Origin of the sequence: Turicibacter sp. T129, assembly GCF_025594975.1 — a bacterium.
Lineage (GTDB): Bacteria > Bacillota_I > Bacilli_A > MOL361 > Turicibacteraceae > Turicibacter > Turicibacter bilis.
Genome location: NZ_JAMQUU010000032.1, coordinates 1 through 21341, shown reverse-complemented (window position 1 = coordinate 21341; position 21341 = coordinate 1). Strand labels below are relative to the sequence as shown.

General features: G+C 32.6%; 15 protein-coding genes and 1 other annotated feature. Of the genes, 10 read left to right on the top strand and 5 right to left on the bottom strand.

Annotation, left to right across the window (positions count from 1 at the left end):
* The first annotated feature begins 45 nt into the window (after positions 1-45).
* Both NEH75_RS06655 and NEH75_RS06650 read left to right on the top strand, forming a co-directional pair.
* Entirely contained in the window at positions 46-945 is a 900-nt protein-coding gene (locus tag NEH75_RS06655; protein ID WP_055304572.1) for an ABC transporter ATP-binding protein, read from the top strand.
* The gene (locus NEH75_RS06650) at positions 935-2194 is read left to right on the top strand and encodes an ABC transporter permease (protein WP_055243401.1); all 1260 of its coding nucleotides are present in this window, start codon (positions 935-937) and stop codon (positions 2192-2194) included. The genes NEH75_RS06655 and NEH75_RS06650 overlap by 11 nt, the downstream gene beginning before the upstream one ends.
* 589 nt (positions 2195-2783) lie before the next feature.
* Here the strand turns inward: NEH75_RS06650 and dnaN are convergent.
* Together dnaN and dnaA are read right to left on the bottom strand one after the other, a co-directional pair.
* The gene (gene dnaN / locus NEH75_RS06645; protein WP_262948655.1) at positions 2784-3929 is read right to left on the bottom strand and encodes a DNA polymerase III subunit beta; all 1146 of its coding nucleotides are present in this window, start codon (positions 3927-3929) and stop codon (positions 2784-2786) included.
* Between the two features lie 171 nt (positions 3930-4100).
* The gene (dnaA, locus tag NEH75_RS06640; RefSeq protein WP_055243403.1) at positions 4101-5447 is read right to left on the bottom strand and encodes a chromosomal replication initiator protein DnaA; all 1347 of its coding nucleotides are present in this window, start codon (positions 5445-5447) and stop codon (positions 4101-4103) included.
* A gap of 429 nt (positions 5448-5876) precedes the next feature.
* On the opposite strand from dnaA, the gene rpmH reads away from it, so the two are divergent.
* The 4 genes from rpmH (at position 5877) to mnmE (ending at position 8607) form a co-directional block, all read left to right on the top strand.
* Entirely contained in the window at positions 5877-6011 is a 135-nt protein-coding gene (gene rpmH, locus NEH75_RS06635) for a 50S ribosomal protein L34 (RefSeq protein ID WP_006784010.1), read from the top strand.
* Positions 6012-6066: 55 nt separating this feature from the next.
* The gene (rnpA, locus tag NEH75_RS06630; RefSeq protein WP_055243404.1) at positions 6067-6408 is read left to right on the top strand and encodes a ribonuclease P protein component; all 342 of its coding nucleotides are present in this window, start codon (positions 6067-6069) and stop codon (positions 6406-6408) included.
* Between the two features lie 117 nt (positions 6409-6525).
* Positions 6526-7137, top strand: coding sequence for an RNA-binding cell elongation regulator Jag/EloR (jag, locus tag NEH75_RS06625; protein WP_055243405.1), 612 nt, complete (start codon positions 6526-6528; stop codon positions 7135-7137).
* Positions 7138-7248: 111 nt separating this feature from the next.
* A complete protein-coding gene (gene mnmE / locus NEH75_RS06620) occupies positions 7249-8607 on the top strand; it encodes a tRNA uridine-5-carboxymethylaminomethyl(34) synthesis GTPase MnmE (protein WP_055276631.1) in 1359 nt (452 codons plus the stop codon).
* A gap of 905 nt (positions 8608-9512) precedes the next feature.
* Here mnmE and NEH75_RS06615 read toward each other — a convergent pair.
* Complete coding sequence (locus tag NEH75_RS06615; RefSeq protein WP_055304575.1) at positions 9513-10079, bottom strand: Maf family protein; 567 nt, start codon at positions 10077-10079, stop codon at positions 9513-9515.
* A 583-nt stretch (positions 10080-10662) separates the two neighbouring features.
* Positions 10663-10886: a binding site (T-box leader), on the top strand.
* Positions 10887-11113: 227 nt separating this feature from the next.
* Between NEH75_RS06615 and asnS the strand changes: the two genes are divergently transcribed.
* Entirely contained in the window at positions 11114-12505 is a 1392-nt protein-coding gene (gene asnS / locus NEH75_RS06610; protein WP_055304577.1) for an asparagine--tRNA ligase, read from the top strand.
* Positions 12506-12699: 194 nt separating this feature from the next.
* On the opposite strand, the gene NEH75_RS06605 is transcribed toward asnS, so the two are convergent.
* Together NEH75_RS06605 and pulA are read right to left on the bottom strand one after the other, a co-directional pair.
* A complete protein-coding gene (locus tag NEH75_RS06605; RefSeq protein ID WP_055241360.1) occupies positions 12700-14616 on the bottom strand; it encodes a YgiQ family radical SAM protein in 1917 nt (638 codons plus the stop codon).
* Positions 14617-14776: 160 nt separating this feature from the next.
* Positions 14777-17842 (bottom strand): type I pullulanase, encoded by a 3066-nt coding sequence (pulA, locus tag NEH75_RS06600; protein ID WP_055304579.1) that lies wholly within the window; start codon positions 17840-17842, stop codon positions 14777-14779.
* Between the two features lie 467 nt (positions 17843-18309).
* On the opposite strand from pulA, the gene NEH75_RS06595 reads away from it, so the two are divergent.
* The 3 genes from NEH75_RS06595 to rpoE are packed head-to-tail and all read left to right on the top strand — an operon-like array spanning position 18310 to position 20882.
* On the top strand, positions 18310-18705 hold the full coding sequence (locus tag NEH75_RS06595) for a DUF1934 domain-containing protein (RefSeq protein ID WP_238581258.1): 396 nt from the start codon (positions 18310-18312) through the stop codon (positions 18703-18705).
* A 5-nt stretch (positions 18706-18710) separates the two neighbouring features.
* Positions 18711-20372, top strand: coding sequence for an arginine--tRNA ligase (argS, locus tag NEH75_RS06590; protein WP_082427791.1), 1662 nt, complete (start codon positions 18711-18713; stop codon positions 20370-20372).
* A gap of 21 nt (positions 20373-20393) precedes the next feature.
* Positions 20394-20882, top strand: coding sequence for a DNA-directed RNA polymerase subunit delta (rpoE, locus tag NEH75_RS06585; RefSeq protein ID WP_055276636.1), 489 nt, complete (start codon positions 20394-20396; stop codon positions 20880-20882).
* The last annotated feature ends 459 nt before the right edge of the window (positions 20883-21341 follow it).

Sequence of the window (21341 nt, the reverse complement as noted above, 5' to 3'; positions counted from 1 at the left end):
TCATTCGATTTGAACTTTTATTATGACAACAGGGGGGAGACTTGCATGCTAGTTTTAAAGAATGTGAATAAGATTTTTCATGATACACATGCCGTCGTGGATTTAAATCTTAGTCTTCAAAAAGGAGAAATTTATGGTTTACTTGGCGCGAATGGAGCTGGAAAAACCACAACCTTTCGTATGATTTTAGGTCTTTATGAGCAGACGTCTGGTGAAATTACGTGGGACGGTCAGAAGATGAATGAATCAATTAATGATCTTCTCGGTTATTTACCTGAAGAACGAGCACTACTTCAAAAATTAACGGTTAAAACACAAGTTAGCTATTTAGCCATGCTAAAAGGAATGTCTGAAGATAAAACTGAAAAAGAACTAGATGCGTGGCTTGAAAAATTTAATATCTCCGACTATAAAAACAAAAAAATTAAAGAATTATCAAAAGGTAATCAACAAAAAGTTCAATTTATTTGCGCCGTTATCCACAATCCCGAACTCATTATTTTAGATGAACCCTTCACTGGTCTTGATCCTATTAATCTGGAAATGATGAAAGAAGAAATTATTAACTTTAAAAACCAAGGAAAAACAATTATCTTCTCTTCTCATAGAATGGAACATATTGAAACCCTCTGCGATCGTCTAACAATTCTTCGCAAAGGACGCACCGTTTTACAAGGCCAACTCAAAGAAATTAAACAAAGTTACAATGCAAGAACGATTTTAATTCAAGGAAAGCTTGATGCCGATTACTTAAAATCAATTCCTCATGTCGTTGAGGTGACTCGCCAGCAAGACGATTGGTGCGTCCGAATTGATCATAAACAGCATACCTCAACCATCTTCAATGCTTTAAAACCTGAACATTCCATTGAAAAATTCCTCGTGTGTGAGCCATCACTACATGAAATTTTTATTGAAAAGGTGGGACAAGCCTATGAAGAGTAGTAAGTTTTGGAATTATGTTTTGTATAACTATTTACGTAAAATTAAAAGTAAAGCTTTTATTGGATTTAATATCTTTCTAATCATTGTTGGATTACTCATCAGCCAACTCGGATCCATCGTTAAATTTTTTAATGAAACTTTTGATTACTCTGAAACAATTTATATTGTGGATGAAACAAATCAACTCTATTCACAATTTCAAAAAGATTTTAATAATTTATTACCTGAAGTGATCTTAGAACAAGGGACTGAGTCAGAAGACGTTCTTAACCAAAAAGTCGAAGATGGGGATATCTCAGCCTATTTCATCATCAACTACAATGAACAAAATCTCCTTAGTGCAACCTATGTGGCCAAAGATTTTTCTAACAGCTCTTACTACACCATTGGAGAGCAAGTTCTTTCAGGTTATAACAAGCAAATTGCTATGAAATCGGCGAAGCTGACTCAAGAGCAAGTTAATTTACTCAATCAAAACTTCTCAATGGAAAAAATCTCATTAGATGAAAATGCACAAACCGCTGAGGAATCAATGGGCAACTTAGCCATAGCTTATATTGCCATTATCCTCATCTTCTTATTTTCATATCTTTACTCGGTCTATGCCGGTCAAGAAATCATGGAAGAGAAAACATCAAGAGTCATGGAAATTATTATTACTTCCATTTCGCCAATCAAACAACTTTACGGAAAAATTGTGTATAACAGCTTATACGCCTTAACGCAACTTACCATTTTCATGGTCTTATTCACTATTTCAATTCAATACATGCTAAAGAGTTTGCCTACCGAAGTACTTGATACGGTCTCAGTCATGATTTCTCCCGAACAAGCAAAAATCGTTATTTACATCATTATTTTTGCTATCGTTGCTTACCTAGTCTATCTCGTAAGTGTACTCATTTTAAGCTCAATTATCAGTTCTGTGGAAGAATATCAAATCGCCATTTCACCTATCATGGTCATTGGACTCGTTTCATTCTACATCGGAATCTTTGGAATGACTGCACCTGAGGCACCCTTTATCAAAATCATGTCCATGATTCCATTCATTTCACCTTATATCATGCCACTTCGCGTCGCTACAATGACCGTATCAACCCCAATGATTTGGCTTTCAATTGCCTTAAACATTGTTGTGATCGTCGTGATTCTAACATTTGGAGCACGTGTTTACAAAAATGGAGTCTTGAACTACTCAGGTGATTCAGTCATCAAAAAATTTATTCAGGCAACAAAAAAATCATAACTTGATTACTCCGACCAACTCTTGTAGTTGGTCTTTTTTTAACAAAAAAATCCCCTGAACTGGAGATTTTCTTTCATTTAAACTCGAACGCTCCAATGACTAACCATACCAATTTCTTCTGAAACAATACATTCAAGTTATATCTCCAATCACCTTATGTAAAAAAAAACAAATATCTTGTGGATATAGTTCGCACCACTTCTACTCAAGTTAAAATCACCACAAAAATTCCATTAAATCCTACGTCTAAAATAGACAATAAAACATGATGAATCACTTCAATTGTTGAGTCTGGCGTATCAAGTTTTACCTGATTTTTCAAGGGCAATGATCCGCACTAATTCCCATATATGAGCATAGAAATCCTCCTTACAATTGACCTCTTTTTAACGAGATATTTCCTTGTAGGGGAGATTCACCAAAAGTTATCCATCTTATCCACAAGCTCTTTCTTCTAATTTGAACTAATTTTATGATTAATCATTAGCGAACTTTTGCATAGTTTGTCGAAACTTATCAAATGTATTCCACTAGCCTGTGTATAACTGTTCATTTATCCACACAAAAAAAAGAGCCTAGCGGCTCTTAACTACTCCATACGAACTGGAACAATTAATTGAATTGTTGTTTCATCGTATTGATCACGTAAAATAAATGGACGCATATCACCATTGAAACTCATAATTACATCTGAATTATTGATTGCCTTTAAAGCATCGATGATAAATAAAGCACTACATGCAATACGTAATTCTCCACCTGAAATCATTTCAACTTGAACTTCTTCTTCAACTTTTCCAACCTCTGGAGAATTTGCTGTAATTAATAACTTACCTTCTTCAGGTAAAATATTTAATTTAACAACATTTGAAACTTGATCACGTGCAATTAAAGCAGCACGATCAAATGCATTATATAATTCATGATAATTTGCTTTGATTTCAATCCCGAATGTCGTTGGAACGAATTCTTTTGTTTCTGGATAAATCCCATCTAATAAACGAGATTGGAATGAAATATTTCCAATTTGGAATAAAATTTGATTATTTGCTAAATAGACATCCACTGATTCATGAGAATCATCTAAAATTTTTGATAACTCGATTAAACTACGTCCTGGAATAACAATGTTAAATGGTTCATGTAACTTGTTTAACGGAACAAGCTTTTTCGATAAACGGAAGCTATCTGTTGCTACACACATTAACTCATCTGCATCATAACGGAAATTAACCCCTGTTAACACTGGACGGTTTTCACTATTTGCTGTTGAGAATACCGTTTGACGAATAATCGTTTTTAATAATTGTTTTTCTAAATGAATTGGATTATCATGTTTGATTAACTCAATATTTGGATATTGAGTCACATCAAATCCATTTAACGTATACTCACTTCGTCCACATTTAATTGTGACATAATTTCCTTCAAATGTACTGATTTCGATATTGTCACCATTTAATTTTTTAATAATTTCAATAAAATATTTCCCTGGAATAATGATTGATCCGACAGAATCAATTTGAATCACTTGCGTATCGTTTACCTCTAACGGTAAAAAAGTATTAATCGTAATATCTGAATCACTCGTTGTTAAGTAAAGACCTTCTTCTGCAACAACAAACTTAATCCCTGTTAACACTGGAAGTGGTGTCTTTGTAGGAATTGCCTTGCTAATATACGACAGCTGGGTTAGTAACAATTGACGATCAACTTTAATTTTCAACTTAATCACTCCTATATAATTATATATTATAGCTTTTTAATAATCTTTTTAGTAATAAATTTTGTGGATATAGGGGATAATGACTAAAAACATCATAAAATTGAGGTTTTAGCCTTGTGGATAACTTGTGGATAGTGTGTAGATAAACCGTCATTTTCTCTCCACTTACCTGTTTATAAGTTAAGATAGAACTTGTTTTAAATCGCTAATTGCTTTTTTAAGTTCATCACTTTCTTTAAGCTCTTTTTCAATCTTTTCACAACCATGCATAATCGTTGTGTGATCTCGTCCGCTAAAAGCTTCCCCGATTTTTGGGAACGAGCTTCCCGTTAATTCACGTGTTAAAAACATCGCAACTTGTCGAGCATACGCAATATTTTTCTTACGTTTTTTCGATAAAATGTCAGCAACCGACACATCGTAGTACGCTCCGACTTCTTTAATAATGTTATTCACATCTACTTTTGAATTTTTTTGCTCTGCTTTAAATAGATCTCTTAACGCTTCATTTGCCAGTTCAATCGTAAAGTCTGAATTATTAATTGTCGCATAAAAAATCAATCGTTTCAATGCCCCTTCTAATGTACGAACATTACTATTAAACTTACTTGCGATAAATTCTAAAACTTCCTCTGGGAATTCTTCTAGATTAATATTTTCTCCGGCCAATTTTTTCTTCATGATCTCGATGCGCGTTTGCGTATCTGGAATTTGAATATCAGCTTGCAATCCCCATTCAAAACGTGAAGTTAAACGATCCATGATATCTTTTAAATCAGATGCTGGACGATCTGATGTAATAACAATTTGCTTATTATTATTATAAAGTTCATTGAACGTATTGAAAAACTCAGTTTGTGTTTGTTCTTTTTTAGATAAAAACTGAATATCATCAATTAATAAAACATCAATATTACGATACTTTTCTTTAAATGCTTCAAAATTATTATCTAGCGTCGCATGACGATAATCATCAATAAACTTCTCTGATGTACAATATAAAATTCGAGATGAAGGATTATCATCTAAAATGAAATTTCCAATTGCTTGCATTAAATGTGTCTTTCCTAGACCTACCCCACCGAAAATATAAAGTGGATTGGCAACTTCTCCTGGACGTTCTGCAACCTGTAAAGCAATCATATACGCTAAACGATTGCTTTTCCCCGCAACAAAGCGATCAAACGTATACGTCGTATTTAAGTTTCCACGATAATATTTTGGAAGATTAGGATCGGGTTTGGTTAAATCAAATGCTTGCTGATCATTTTTTACATAATCATTCGTAATAAATTTAACATCGTAGTTGAAACCTGATACTTCAGCAATCATTTCAACAACTTCTTTTAAATAAAATTTATCTAGCATAAATTGTTCGTGATTATTTTGAACCACAACATACATTTTATTATTTTTAACTTTATACACTTTCTTTGGAGTGCTAAAGAACATATCAAAAGATTGTTGAGAAATATTCGATTTTAATCGATCAATAGCATCATCCCATATTCGTTGATATTTTTCCACCGCATACACCTCATCCTAAAGTCTCTTCTATCAACATTATAGCATAACAAAATATTAAAAAAGTCCACAATGTTCAAAAAATCAACAAAAAGTTATAAACATGCTTGTGGATATGTGATATCATTTAACAAACTCCTACACTTTTCGACAATCGACAGTGGATAACTCACAGCAATTTTATTGATAATATCAACGTTTTTCACATTTATCCCCAATATCCACAGAGTAAGGTATAAACACCGTGTCGAATTGTGAATAATATTGTGGAATAAAAAAGTTAAGTGGTGTATAACTCATCTATATTCACATATCCACAATGGATAACTTTTGGATACACATATATCCAAAAAGTAATGATTGACTTTATAGTGATGATTCACTATAATATTGAACTATGCTATGGTATAAAACTCTTAGGAGGTGTTATAGATGAAACGTACTTGGCAACCAAACAAACGTAAACGTGCAAAAACTCATGGTTTCCGCGCTCGTATGGCAACACCAGGAGGACGCAATGTTTTAGCTCGTCGTCGTAAAAAAGGTAGAAAAGTGTTATGTGCATAAGACCACTCTTTAAAGTGGTCTTTTTACTAGCTAAAAAAATATAGCGGGTGAGAACATGCAAAAAAGTTATCGAATTAAAAAAAGTCAAGAAATTGAACAAGTCATGAAACGAGGACGTTCAAAAGCGAATCCTTACTTTATTGTATATAAGTATGCCAATAAAGAGACTGACAACTTCAGAATTGCAATCTCAGTTGGGAAAAAAATCGGAAAAGCCTTTGAACGTAATAAAATCAAACGCTACATCCGTAACGTCACAACTGAACATAAGCATGAAATGAATCCAGATTATGATTACTTCGTAATCGCTCGTAAAGGCGTAAAAGATTTAGACTATGCAACTTTTAAAGAAAAATTAGAACAACTATATAAAAAAATGGATATTATTCCAAAATAAAAAGGATTACAATTGTATTAGGACGTGTCGACCATCTGTTGAAATAAAAACTGGCAGACATTCATAGCATGGATTCAAACGTTGGTCGGAAATATTTCAAAGAAAGAAGTGATTTAGATGAAATCCAAAATATTCGAAGGAAAAGTTATGGATGATATCATTGTGGCAGCACAGAATCATTTTCATCACGACCAACAACATTTGACGATTCATGTATTGGAAGAGAAAAAAGGGATCTTCGGAATTGGAGCCTATGTTAAAGCAAAGGTCACATTAAATCTTGATCCAATCGAAGAAGGAAAAAAATATCTTCTTCAACTACTTAGTGATTTATGTTTAGAAGGAACTGTCGAAGTAGATTCGGCACAACATTCTGTCACATTTAACATAGACAGCAATAACAATGGAATGATTATTGGCCGTGAAGGAAAAACACTTCAAGCCATTCAAACCTTAACTAGCCAAGTCGTGAATCAATATACCAAATCTCATTTAAAAGTACTTGTGGATATTAACGGCTATAAACAACAACACAACCAAAAAATTGAGTACTTCGCACGCAAAATTGCTAAAGAAGTCACTCAAACAAAAATCGATGCTAAACTTGATCCGATGAATGCATACGATCGCCGATTAATCCATCAAGCTTTATCTGATTGGAAACACATCCAGACCGTGTCTGAAGGTGCCGATCCGAACCGATACATTATGATTAAATATAAACGATAAATAGACCTCCAAAGAGGTCTATTTTGACGTTTTTTTAGAGAAAGTGTTAAAATAAATACATCTAGAATAAAATTTAAATAAAATTAACATAACTGTAATGGAGGTGTCCACATGTTACAAGATACAATTGCGGGAATTGCAACCGCAATGGGTGAAGGTGCCATTTCAATTATTCGTGTTAGTGGAGATGACGCTTTACCAATTGCCAATAAACTATTCCGTGGTAAAGATTTAACAACAGTACCGAGCCATACCATTAACTATGGTTTTATATATGATCCTGAAACAAATAAAAAAGTCGATGAAGTATTAGTCTCTGTTATGCGAGCACCTAAAACATTCACAGCCGAAGACGTCGTTGAAATTAACTGTCACGGTGGAATCTTAGTCACAAATAAAATTCTTGAATTATTATTGGTGGCTGGTGCACGAATCGCTGAACCAGGAGAATTTACAAAACGTGCGTTCTTAAATGGACGTATCGACTTAGCACAAGCTGAATCAATCATGGACATTATTCACGCCAAAAGTGAACAATCCTTATCACTTGCTTTAAATGGATTAGATGGACGTGTATCTCGCCTAATCAAAGAAATGCGCGAAGAAATTTTAAATATTGTTGCTAACATCGAAGTTAACATCGACTATCCAGAGTACGATGATGTGGAAGAAATGACGAATGACATTTTACTTCCTCGTTCAATCGAGATTCACGAAAAAATGTTAAAACTACTCGACACAGCTAAAACAGGGAAAATCCTACGAGATGGAATTAAAACTGCAATTATCGGGCGTCCTAACGTCGGAAAATCGAGCCTTCTCAATCAATTAATGCGCGAAGAAAAAGCTATCGTAACCAACATTGCTGGAACAACACGCGACACAGTAGAAGGATATATCAATATCGGGGGATTAACCTTAAACTTAATTGATACAGCTGGAATTCGTGAAACGAAAGATATCGTTGAGGCGATTGGTGTCGAAAAATCTAAGAAATTAATCAATGAAGCCGAATTAGTCTTACTTGTTTTAAATAATAATGAAGCATTAACTGCTGATGATCGTGAATTATTACAATTAACTGCCGATAAAAATCGTATCATCATCTTAAATAAAACTGACTTAGAAACTAACATTGAACGTTCTGAATTACCATCGTATGTAGAAACATCAATGGTACTTGAGCAAGGAATCGAAGTCTTAGAAAATAGTATCAAAAAAATGTTTGAAATCGGGGACATTGGTTCATCTGATATGACTTACTTATCAAATGCACGCCATATTGCAAAATTAAAACAAGCCATTACTTCAATTGAAGATGCCATCAATGCTATGCAAATGGGAATGCTTGTGGATATGGTAGAAATCGATATAAAAAATGCCTGGTATTCACTTGGAGAAATTCTAGGAGAAGAAATTGGAGATTCGTTACTAGATGAACTCTTCAGTAAATTCTGTTTAGGTAAATAAAAAAGATTAGAGAGTTTTATCTCTAATCTTTTTTTATGCACTAATACAGGAAAAATATCTCAAAATTAAAATAAAATGCATCTTATTTTCGTGTTATAATTCCGCTTGCTTCTATTCTAAAATTTCGACAATAAAATAAGTTATCTACACACTGTAAACAACTCTGTGGACAATAATCGACACTTATCTACAACTTATTCACAAGATACACACAGGTATAAACATGGTAAAATCGACATTTTCAGACGTTTATCCACATTATTCACAACATTTATTATTATTGTTATTATTATAAATAAAAAATATATAATATAATATCAAACTTTGTCGTAAATAAAAAAATTCATCCATATTCTTTAATAAAGAATATGGCCAGCTATCTGAATTAAATTAAATTAATTTTATCTTAATATAAATTTCTCAATTAAAATTTAACCCCCAGATATTAAAACAAATTCCTTTAAAATATGTATTAATTCACATCTTATATAAAAAATTAGTTACTTTCTATCTTTTTAACTCTAAATTTGCTGAATAATCTTAAAATGTATAAAATCATTATATTTTAAAAAAAATGTCGAAATTTCCTCATTCCATTTTTATTAAAAATCTCTTATTTTTCATCATAAATCTACGAATTTTAAAAATATAACAGGGAAAATCACTGAAATTTAGATTACTAAAAACCGACAAATAAAAACAACTATCTACAACAAGTTCACACCTATGTGGACAATAATCGACACTTATCTACAACTTATTCACAAGATTTACACAGTCAAAAACATAGGAAAACCGACATTTTCAGACACTTATCCCCACTATCCCCAAACATTATTATTAAAGTTATTATTAAATAAATAATATATTAACTATAAAAAAAAAGGATCAAATCGATCCGACTCCTAAATTAAACCTAAATGTGTTAATGTACGTTTTAATGAAGCAATAGGTAATCCCATCACACTATAATAATCTCCAGAAATAGATTTAACTAATTCAAACCCTTTTCCTTGAATTCCATATGAACCTGCTTTATCCATAGGTTCTCCGCTTTGAATATAATTTAAAATCCATTCATCAGTTACATTATAAAATTCTACTTCGGTAATATTAACGAAACTTGTTAATAACTCTTTATCTTTATTAATAATACTGACTCCAGTCATTACTTGATGTTTACGTCCTGATAATGATTTTAGCATATTAAATGCATCTTCTTCATTTTTAGGTTTCCCTAAAATCTTTCCACCAAATACAACAATCGTATCAGCACCGATAATTGTCTCTTGAGGAAATAACTCAGCAACTGCACAAGCTTTTTGAATCGCAAGATCTTGAACTTGTCCCGCTACATCTAAATCCTCATCTAATATCTCATCCACTTGGCTCACAATCACACGATGTTCAATTCCCGCTAACTCTAATAATTCTTTTCGTCTTGGAGACTGAGAAGCTAATATAATTCCCATCTTAAAAACTCCTTTTATTCAAAATATAATGAGTTATTATAACACAAGTAAAGGGTCCCTATTAACGAACTTTAAAATAATCCCATATATACAATCAAATTATAACGAATTACTTCATATGATGATAAAATTATACAAAGATAAGATTCAACAACAATCTATATCATTAGACAAAATTCAAAAAATATTAAACACTATCCTATTCGTCTACAACTCGACAAAATTCTACTTTTTAAACAACATCGGAAAATAATTGGGTATGCCTTACTTATAAATTATTGGAGTAATGAATATGGAGGAGACATAGTATATGTTGACGAATTATTTGTTAAAGAGTCATATCGTAGTAAGTGAATTAGCACAAAATTTTTTAAATATTTAGAACAAAATGATACAATTTGTTTGGAAACAATATGACAAAATAAAAAAGCACAACGCTTTTATGAAAAGAATAATTTTTCTATTTACGAGAATATTTTTTACTTCAAAAAATTAAACTAAAATGACAGAATATATTTTTTGATAATTCTGGGGATAATTATTGACTAATAATGACTTACAGTATAATATCTTAATTAAGTAAATACTTACGTTGAAAAGGAGAGTAGCTTTTAATTAAGTTATAGCGAATCAGGGACGGTGGAAGCCTGATATGGCGTTGAAAGTGAAGAACACCTTGGAGTTACTTACCGAAAGCAAAATTGTGAGTAGACTAAGTCGTAGATCCTGCGTTAAAGATAAAGGGTAAGAACAGATTAGTTCTTAAACTAGGGTGGTACCGCGGATCAACAGTCATTCGTCCCTTTTGGGCGAAGACTGTTTTTTTGTTGCCCGAGGTGATTCTCAATAACTTATCCACACATTCAAAAAAACATTTGAAATTTCATCTATAGGAATTTAAGACAATCTAGATTATGTATGTTTTTCTTTAAAAAATACTTATTATAGAAGTTTAAAGTTTAATTTGATTTGTGGATATCTTTGAAATATCCAAGCAACAAAATATTGATTTATTATAAAAGGAGGACCTCTTAATGGAAAAAATCGTTGTACGTCAATTATTTAGAAACTTAGATCGTTATGCTAACCAAATCGTTGAATTAAACGGATGGGTTCGTAATAACCGTGCTCAAAAATCATTTGGATTCTTAATGGTGAATGATGGTTCATTCTTCGAGACAATCCAAGTTGTTTATGAGGAAAACTTAGAAAACTTTAAAGAAGTTCAAAAGTTCCGTGTTGGTTCAGCAGTCACAGTTCGTGGATTAGTAGTGCCAACACCAGATGCTAAACAACCATTTGAAATCAAAGCACAGGAGGTAATTTTAGAAGGCGATTGTCCTGAAGATTACCCAATCCAACCAAAACGCCACACACGTGAATTCTTACGTGAAGTTGCACACTTACGCCCACGCACAAACTTATTCGCTGCAGTATTCCGTGTTCGCTCTTTAGTTGCTCATGCTATCCACAGCTACTTCCAAGAGCAAAATTTCGTTTATGTTCATACACCAATTATCACGGGATCTGATGCTGAAGGTGCGGGAGAAATGTTCCAAGTGACAACATTAGATTTTAACAACGTTCCACGTACTGAAGAAGGAGCAGTTGATTTCAAACAAGACTTCTTCGCTAAATCAACAAATTTAACAGTATCAGGACAATTAGAAGCTGAAACATTCGCATTGGCTTTACGTGATGTATACACATTCGGACCAACATTCCGTGCAGAAAACTCTAATACTCAACGCCATGCCGCTGAATTCTGGATGATTGAACCAGAAATTGCATTTGCTGACTTACAAGATGATATGGATTTAGCAGAAGGTATGGTTAAATATATTATCAACTACGTATTAGAGCATGCTCCAGAAGAAATGGCATTCTTTAATCAATTCGTAAGCAAAGGAGTTTTAGAGCGTGTTAAAGCAGTAGCAGCATCTGATTTCAAACGCCTTCCATATACAGAAGCAATCGAAATCTTATTACAAGCTGATAAAAAATTCGAAAACCCAGTATCTTGGGGAATTGACTTATCAACAGAACATGAACGTTACTTAACTGATGAAGTATTTAAAGCACCAGTTTTCGTAACAGACTATCCAAAAGATATCAAAGCCTTCTACATGCGTTTAAATGATGATCAAAAAACTGTTGCTGCGATGGACCTTTTAGTACCAGGTGTTGGTGAATTAATCGGTGGTTCACAACGTGAAGAACGTTTAGAAATCCTAGAACAACGTATGGACGAAATCGGAGTACCAAAAGAAGAATTAGATTGGTATTTAGATTTACGCCGTTATGGTGGAGTCAAACATGCTGGATTCGGTTTAGGGTTTGAACGTATGATCATGTACATCACAGGAGTAGAAAATATCCGTGATGTAGTCCCATTCCCACGTACACCTAAAAATGCAGAATTCTAAAATACTAAAAACTCTCGTGCAAACGAGAGTTTTAATTTTGTAAAATGTGTAATAGCATATATAGTGGGCATTATAAAGAATCCTTGTCCAAAAGTATATCAATTACTAAAGTATAAAAGAGACAAAAAAACACGTCGGCTTAATTGACGTGTTTTTTAACTAATAAATTAATAAGCTTTTATGTTATTTATAATTTAGCGAGATTTTCTTTTTTTCTTTCCACCTTCATAAGCCTTTTTATGACTTGGCTTTTGATAATTTTTTTGTTGTTTTTGATTTGATTTAGTCGTTAGTTTACTTGATTTTACTGGTAATTTTGGTTTTACTGGTCTAATTAAACATTCAGGTTCATAGCCAACTAAATCTAAACGTCCGGCTTTTTGTAAGGCTTCATAAACTAAATCATAATTCTTTGGATTTTTATATTGAATTAAGGCACGTTGCATTGCCTTCTCATTAGGATTTTTTGGAACATAAACTGGTGTCATTGTACGAGGATCGACGCCTGTATAGAACATCGTTGTGGATAACGTACCTGGTGTTGGATAGAAATCTTGTACCTGTTCTGGCTGATGATTAATATCACGTAAATACTCAGCTAATTCAATGGCACCATGTAAATCACAACCTGGATGTGAACTCATTAAATATGGCACTAAGTACTGATCTTTATTTAACTTTTTATTAATTGCATAATATTTTCTTACAAATCGATCATATAAAGAACGTGTTGGTTTCCCCATATAATGTAACACCTTATCTGAAACATGCTCAGGGGCCACTTTTAATTGTCCGCTGACATGATGTTCAACTAATTCATGGAAAAATTCATCATTTTTATCATACATCACATAATCATAACGAATTCCTGAACGAACAAATACTTTCTTCACATTTGGTAAAGTTCTTAATTGTCGAAGAAGATCAAGATACTCACTATGATCTACTTTTAATTGTTTACATGGATTAGGATGTAAACATTGCTTTTTCTTACAAACACCTTTTGTTATTTGTTTATCACAACTTGGGGCATAGAAATTAGCTGTTGGTCCTCCAACATCATGAATATATCCTTTAAAATTAACATCTTCCGTGATCTTCTTAGCTTCCTCAATAATTGATTCTTTAGAACGTGTTTGAATGGTACGTCCTTGATGGAAGGTTAGAGCACAGAAATTACACCCACCATAACATCCGCGATTAGAAATTAAACTAAATTTCACTTCATCAATTGCTGGAATATGTCCTAATTCTTTATACATTGGGTGATATTCTCTTGTATAAGGAAGAGCGTACGTATAATCCATTTCTTCTTGAGTTAAACGTTCACCTGGTGGATTTTGAACTACATACCAACCTTGGCAAGGCTCAACTAATGTTTTTGCGACAATTGAATCCGTATTCTCATATTGGATATTAAAACTTTTTGCATAAGTCATTTTATCCGCTACAATTTCTTCGTAGCTTGGAAGCATGATGTAATCATAAGCACGACTTAAATCTTTAGTTTTCCAAACAGATCCACGAATATAAACTAAGTCTTCAACTGCAATTCCAGCATTTAAAGCATCAGCAACCTCAATAATAATTTTTTCGCCCATCCCATAAAGTAATAAATCAGCTTTAGCATCTAATAATAAAGAACGACGAACTTTATCATCCCAATAATCATAGTGAGCCAGACGACGTAAAGATGCCTCAATTCCACCTACAATAATCGGAACATCTGGATAAGCTTGACGTGCCATATGAGAATAAACAATAGTTGCACGGTCAGGACGTTTTCCCATTTCCCCATTAGGAGTATAAGAATCTTTTTTACGACGGCGTTTAGATACCGAATAATGATTGACCATCGAATCAATATTTCCAGAAGAAATTAAAAAACCTAAACGAGGCTTTCCAAAACGTCTAAACTCTTCAACCTCTTTCCAATTTGGTTGTGAAATAATACAAACCTTATAACCATATGCTTCAAGTGTTCTTGTAATAATCGCAGCACCAAATGAAGGATGATCCACATAAGCATCACCCGTAATATAAACGAAGTCAGCCTGTTCCCAACCACGAGCCTTCATTTCCTCGTGTGTTACTGGTAAAAATTCTGACATATTATCACCTCGTCAAATTCAGTCTATCGACATTATAACAGGTTTCTTCTTAAAACATGAAACACATTTATTAGCAATAGTTATAAAAAAGTCTAGGTATCTATTAAAATTTAAGGAAAATTAAAAGAGACTAATCTCATCGACTAGTCTCTTTTAGAAATTATTTAGAAGCTTTCTTTTTTTTATCGTAAATAATATAACTAGCTGTTCCAGCAATAACAAGTAATGCTGCTCCAGCAATTAATAATAATTGGTTAAAGTTTTCTGTTGTATTCATTGAATCATCAATCATTAATACATAAGAAGAATGTGGCGTTACTGTTATTGAATCACCTTTAATAACTTCAATTACTTCAGTTCCAGCTGTCTCACCATTTACAACTAATTGCCAGTCTGCAGATTTCGGTAAAGAAATGACTTGTTCGCTATCTGTAGCATTGTGGATAACTGTAATATCTGATGCTGAATCCCCGTTTGCATTATTTTCTAAATTGAAAGCAACAACTCCAAGAGGAATATCTTCCATGAATGTTAAATTATTTTGAATATCTTCTTGTGCAGACATACGGAAGGCCGGATGTGCCCTACGAAGTGAAATTAATCCTTTATAGTAATTATAAACATCTTGATTTTCGTTTTTCCAATTCCAATGAATTTGATTAACTTCATCCGAAGCATTGTAACTATTATGATCTCCATCTTTTGTACGCATCATTTCAACACCTGCATGTAAGAAAGGAACACCTTGTGCAGTTAATATGATAGCATTTGCTTGCTTTTGCATTAATTTAATTGTTTCTTCATCCGCATCTGGAAGAGTTGCGATTAATTTATCATAAAGCGTGTTGTTATCGTGTGCTGAGACATAGTTAATTGATTGAGCTGCCTCAGTTGCCCAAGGACCACTTGCTCCACCTGCTAAAGCTACGCGATTATAATCGATTTGAGAATGTTCTGTTGCACCAACAATACCAAATTTAACACGCTCATCAAAAGTAAATTGCCCATTTACAAAACCAGGCTCTTCAGCATTAAACACGCTACCTTTTATACCATCACGAATATCATCACTAAACATCGCAACTCCTGGCATTTGAGAAGCATAGATTTTTAATGCAGCTTCAGTTGGTTTTAATGCTGAACCACCTGCATCCCAACCTTCACCATAAGTAATGATTGTTGGATCAATTTCAGTTAAAGCATTACGAATTTCATTTATTGTGTCAATATCATGTAAAGCCATTAAATCGAAACGGAATCCATCAATATTATATTCTGTTGCCCAGTATGTAACTGAATCAATCATGAACTTACGCATCATTGAACGATCAGAAGCTGTTTCATTACCACAACCAGAACCATTTGAGAATCCACCATCTGTTGTTTGACGATAATAATATCCTGGAACAATTTTATTAAAATCTGAATCGGCGGTTGCACCTGTATGATTATAAACAACATCCATTACAACACGAACTCCATTTTGATGTAATGATTGAACCATTTGTTTAAACTCATTAATACGAACTTCACCATTTTCAGGATCTGTTGAATAAGAACCTTCAGGAACATTATAATTTTGAGGATCATAACCCCAGTTAAATTGTGCTTCATCTAAATTCGTTTCATCAATTGAACGATGATCAAATGCTGGAAGTAAGTGAAGGTGTGTAATTCCTAAATCTGTTAAGTGATCTGTTCCACCTTCTTCAGTAAATTGTAAAAACTTCCCGACATTTTCTAATCCTGACGATTCATGAGTTGACCAGTCACGCATATGTAACTCATAGATAATAGCATCTGTTGGATTTCCGCTAAATTCAGGAGCTACATCTTCAGCCCAATTTTCAGGGTCTGTTAAATCTAAATCTACAACCATCGCACGATTTCCATTGACTCCAACTGCACGTGCATAAGGATCAACAGCTTCGTTTGTTTGATTTCCAACTGTTACTTCATATGTATAATATGTAAGATTTAAATCACCAGAAACTTCTGCTACCCATGTTCCTTTAACATCGCGAGTCATATCGATTTTTTCAATTAAGTTATCCCCACTACCCGCTTCATATAAATTTAAAATGACTTTACTAGCAGTGGGTGCCCATACTCTAAATGATGTATTATCTTTAGAATAAGTAAATCCTAAATCATCACCATCATAATAAAATGCATCATGAAATTCTTCTGAATCAAAAAGTCCTGTATAAGATACCTCGATTGCATCTTTAAATCCTTCTTTTGAAATTGTATAAGAGTTTTCTAAGTTAATATCTTCTTTTAATAATACTACAATCGTAGAACCTGTTTGATCTACCAACACTTGATCTAATTCAAGTATATTTCCTGAATTATCTTTTATTTCGATTCCATCTGTTGAAGTGAATGGAATTGGTGCTGTTAGAATAACCTTTTTTAATGACGTAAAAGTAGCTGAAGATAAACGAGGTCTTAAATCTACATCATCCTCATTATAGTAAATATTAGGATCTCCTTCTAATAAATAAACATGTAATACCTCATCTTTCGCTTTTGTTAAATCAATAAAACGATCTTGATCAATATCTCTGGAGTCCCAATCTCCCTTTCTCATAATAATTCCAAGTTGTTGAGCCCCATTTAAATCTTTTAAATTCATTTTAAAAATCTTTCCGTAATCATCTTCATCGTTAAATGCATAAGATAATCCCTCTTTATCTCCAATCCATCCCCAAATATTCCACTTCTTATATTTATCATCATATCGGCAATAGTGTACAAATACTTGCATCTCAGCTTCTTCATCACTTACTGTAGATTCATTAGCATTTGCAGCAGTTGGTAATTGTACAACTTCACCACCTGCACCTTCTGGTGCTTCAGTTAAATATCCACATTGTCCTTCTGTTACCCAAATTTCAGTATCTTGTTCAACTAAGATACGTTGATCTTCATCACAGTTTTTAGCTACCCAATCCCCTTTACGAATAATGAATCCCGATTCATTACCTACAGCTACTTCGATTTCTGCAATGTAACCAAAGTCATCTCTAGCAGTAAAGTCAATTTGTTCCATATCTTCCGTTCCCGTATCCCAAGCCCAGATATTCCAATCATCATATACTCCATCAGTTCGTTGATAATGGATTGTTAGTTTTGCATTATCTGTTGCATAAATCCTCCCATTTGGTAAAAGTGATGTTACTACAATCGCTATTGCTAGTAGTAATGAAATTAAACGCTTCATATTATCCCCCCTATATTAAATTACATTTTAAATTGTACCATTTTTTGGTCAATCAAAGTATACGCCTACAGTGGTGTGTAAACGATTACTTTGAAAATAAAAGAGATGTCTGACTTTAATAGCATTTCAAAGATTATAACCTATTAAAAATATTCCTTTTTCAAAAATAAATTTTTGTAAATTAAAACTACTTTACATATCAGATAATCTTATAAATTTAAGACTTATTTCTTATGCAAATAGGAGAAAAAAATTAATGATTCTTTACAATAGAGCTTTTAAAGAACAAATAGATTAATCTACATAACTGTTAAATGATAGTTTGTATTGTATATATTTATAAAGTTATTGCAATAATCATATAGAATCGATAAAATAAATTGTGCTATAATTAATAGATAAACTTACACATTATGGATGATGGTAAAATGAGTATGAATAAAATATCTGGATTAGTTAGTTTTTGTATGAAAGTTATACAAGGATTAGATGTAACTGAGACTAATTATGAGACTTCAGGGATTCTTTATAAAAAAAATGATAAATATTATCTATTTTTCGATGAAACAAACTTTGATGATAATTCAACTACAAAGTGTAGGATTGAGTTTAATCATGATCAAATTCGTGTGCGTCGTGATGGTCAAGTCATTATAGATCAAACATATAGAACTACTGAAACTGTACAAGGTTATATTAAAACAGTTTATGGTCAGTTAGATAGTGAAGTTAAAACACACTGCTATATGTTAGAAGAAAATGATACATCTATCCGGTTAACGTTGGACTATGATCTATTTGTATCAGGTGAAAGATCAGGGAATTATAAATTAATAATTCAATTTAATAAGGAGGATATTTAATATATATGATCCAAACATTAAAAGATAATTTAAGAAAAGAAATTAAAGACGCAGTATTAAAGTGTGGATATATTCAAGCTGAAGATGAATTTAACATCATTTTAGAAAATTCAAAAGATGTAAATCATGGGGATTATTCTACAAACGTAGCAATGCAACTTACTAAATTAGCAAGAAAAAATCCACGTATGATTGCAGAAGAATTATTAAGCAATTTTAATAATGAAAATGCTAATGTTGAAAAAGTAGAAATTGCGGGACCAGGATTTATTAACTTTTTCATGAATAAAAATGCATTTACTAAATCAATTAAAAATATTATTGAATTAGGTCAAGAATATGGAAAAAGTAATTCAGGGAATGGTTTAAAATACAATGTAGAATACGTTTCAGCAAATCCTACAGGTGATTTACACTTAGGGCATGCACGTGGAGCAGCATTAGGTGATTCATTATGTCGTATTTTATCTAAAGCTGGATATGATGTAACACGTGAATATTATGTTAATGATGCTGGAAATCAAATTCATAACTTAGTAATCTCGGCATATGCTCGTTATTTACAAGCATTAGGTAAAGACGCCGAAATGCCTGAAGATGGTTACTATGGACCTGACATCATCTCATTAGGAAAAATGATGGCAGAACAATATCAAGATCAATTTGTTGATAAATTAGATGAAAATTATGATTTAATTCGTCAAATCTCTTTAGACTATGAATTAAACAAAATCAAACAAGATTTAAATATGTTTGGTGTGGAATTTGACTTATTTACAAGTGAAAAAGCTATTTATGATAAAAATCTAGTAAAAGAGTCAATTGATCTATTACAGGAAAAAGGATATATCTATGAGGAAGATGGAGCTGTTTGGTTCCGTTCAACAGATTTTGGAGATGATAAAAATCGTGTATTAAGAAAATCTGATGGCTCATATACATATTTAACACCAGATATCGCTAACCATATCGAAAAATTAAATCGTGGAAATGATAAATTAGTCGATATTTGGGGAGCAGATCATCATGGATATATTGCCCGCGTAAAAGCAGCAATGCAAGCTTTAGGTTATGAAGCAGATAAATTAGAAGTAGATATTATTCAAATGGTTCGTTTAATTAAAGATGGCGAAGAATTTAAAATGTCAAAACGTACAGGAAAAGCTGTTACGATACGTGATTTAGTTGACGAAGTAGGTGTAGATGCTGTTCGTTACTTCTTCGTAATGCGTAGTGGAGAAACACAAATGGACTTCGATTTAGATTTAGCAACTAAGAAATCAAACGAAAATCCAGTATACTATGCACAATATGCACATGCTAGAACATGTTCAATCTTAAGACAAGCAGAAGAAAAAGGATTCTCTCCAGTCTTAAAAGATGAATATGAGTTTATTTCACATGAAAAAGAATATGAAGTAATTAAGTTAATGGGAGAATTCCCAATGGTAATCGCAGATGCAGCTGCAAAACGTAAACCACACTTAATCTGTAATTATATTAATGACTTAGCAACAGCATTCCATAGTTTATATAATGCAGAAAAAGTTATTAATGAAGAAAATACAGAAAAAACAAATGAAAAATTAGCTTTAATCAAAGCATTAGAAGTAACAATTAAGAATGCATTGGAATTAATCGGTGTAGATGCACCGGAAAGAATGTAATTTATTAGAGGAGGACTTAAAATGACTACACATAATGAAGAAATGTCAATGTTAGAAGTAGCGGAATTACTTATTCAACGTAAAATTAAACCTCAAAAATTCGAGAAAATTGCTAAAGAAGTATGTGAAATTATGGGATTAACAGATGAACAATTCCAATCTAAATTAGCTCAGTTCTATACAGATCTTACATTAAGTGGTAAGTTCGTAACTGTTGGTGAAGATAAATGGGATTTAAAATCACGCCAAAAATATGAAGTAGCTAACTATGATACATATGATATTGACTTTGATGATGAAGAAGTAGAACCTATTACAGAAGATGGGTTTGATTCGTATGATACAGAAATGGATTATAAAGAAGATGATACAGACAAAGATGAAAATGATGACTTTGTTGACGAAGAAGAAGCTGAAGATGATTATAGTGATGAGAGTAATGCTGAAGTTGGAGAAGATTCAGATGAATTCGAAGGTTTAGCTATTTATCACGAGGATGAGATGGAGTAATCATTAGAAAATATAATATCTATAAAAGATTGTACTCAATATTGGAGTGCAATCTTTTTATTTAGGAACTTATTTCAAGGCATACAGAACGTATTTTCGATATAAGATTGATACGTTTTAAAGGTTAAAAAAGCGGATGTTCTGTTTCAAGTAAGTGATTCAAGCGGTGGATATTTTTCGCTTGAATTTAGGACTGTGTTTCTTAAAATTTTTTATGGTTCGAATACGAGTTTTATTGAGTATAGGATAACGTCCTTCTTCAGTATATCGTTTAAAATAAGCCTAAAGAAAATTTAAATCACGATCGTCAAACAATATCAATGATTTGTTTCGTATCCTTCATCACAAAAGGTAAATAACATGTGACCCATTCCCTAGCAGTGGAGTATTTATGCTTGGCATGCTAGGGAATCCTCAGTAGATTTAACTATAAATGTAAATAAAAAAGTGGTTCTTCCG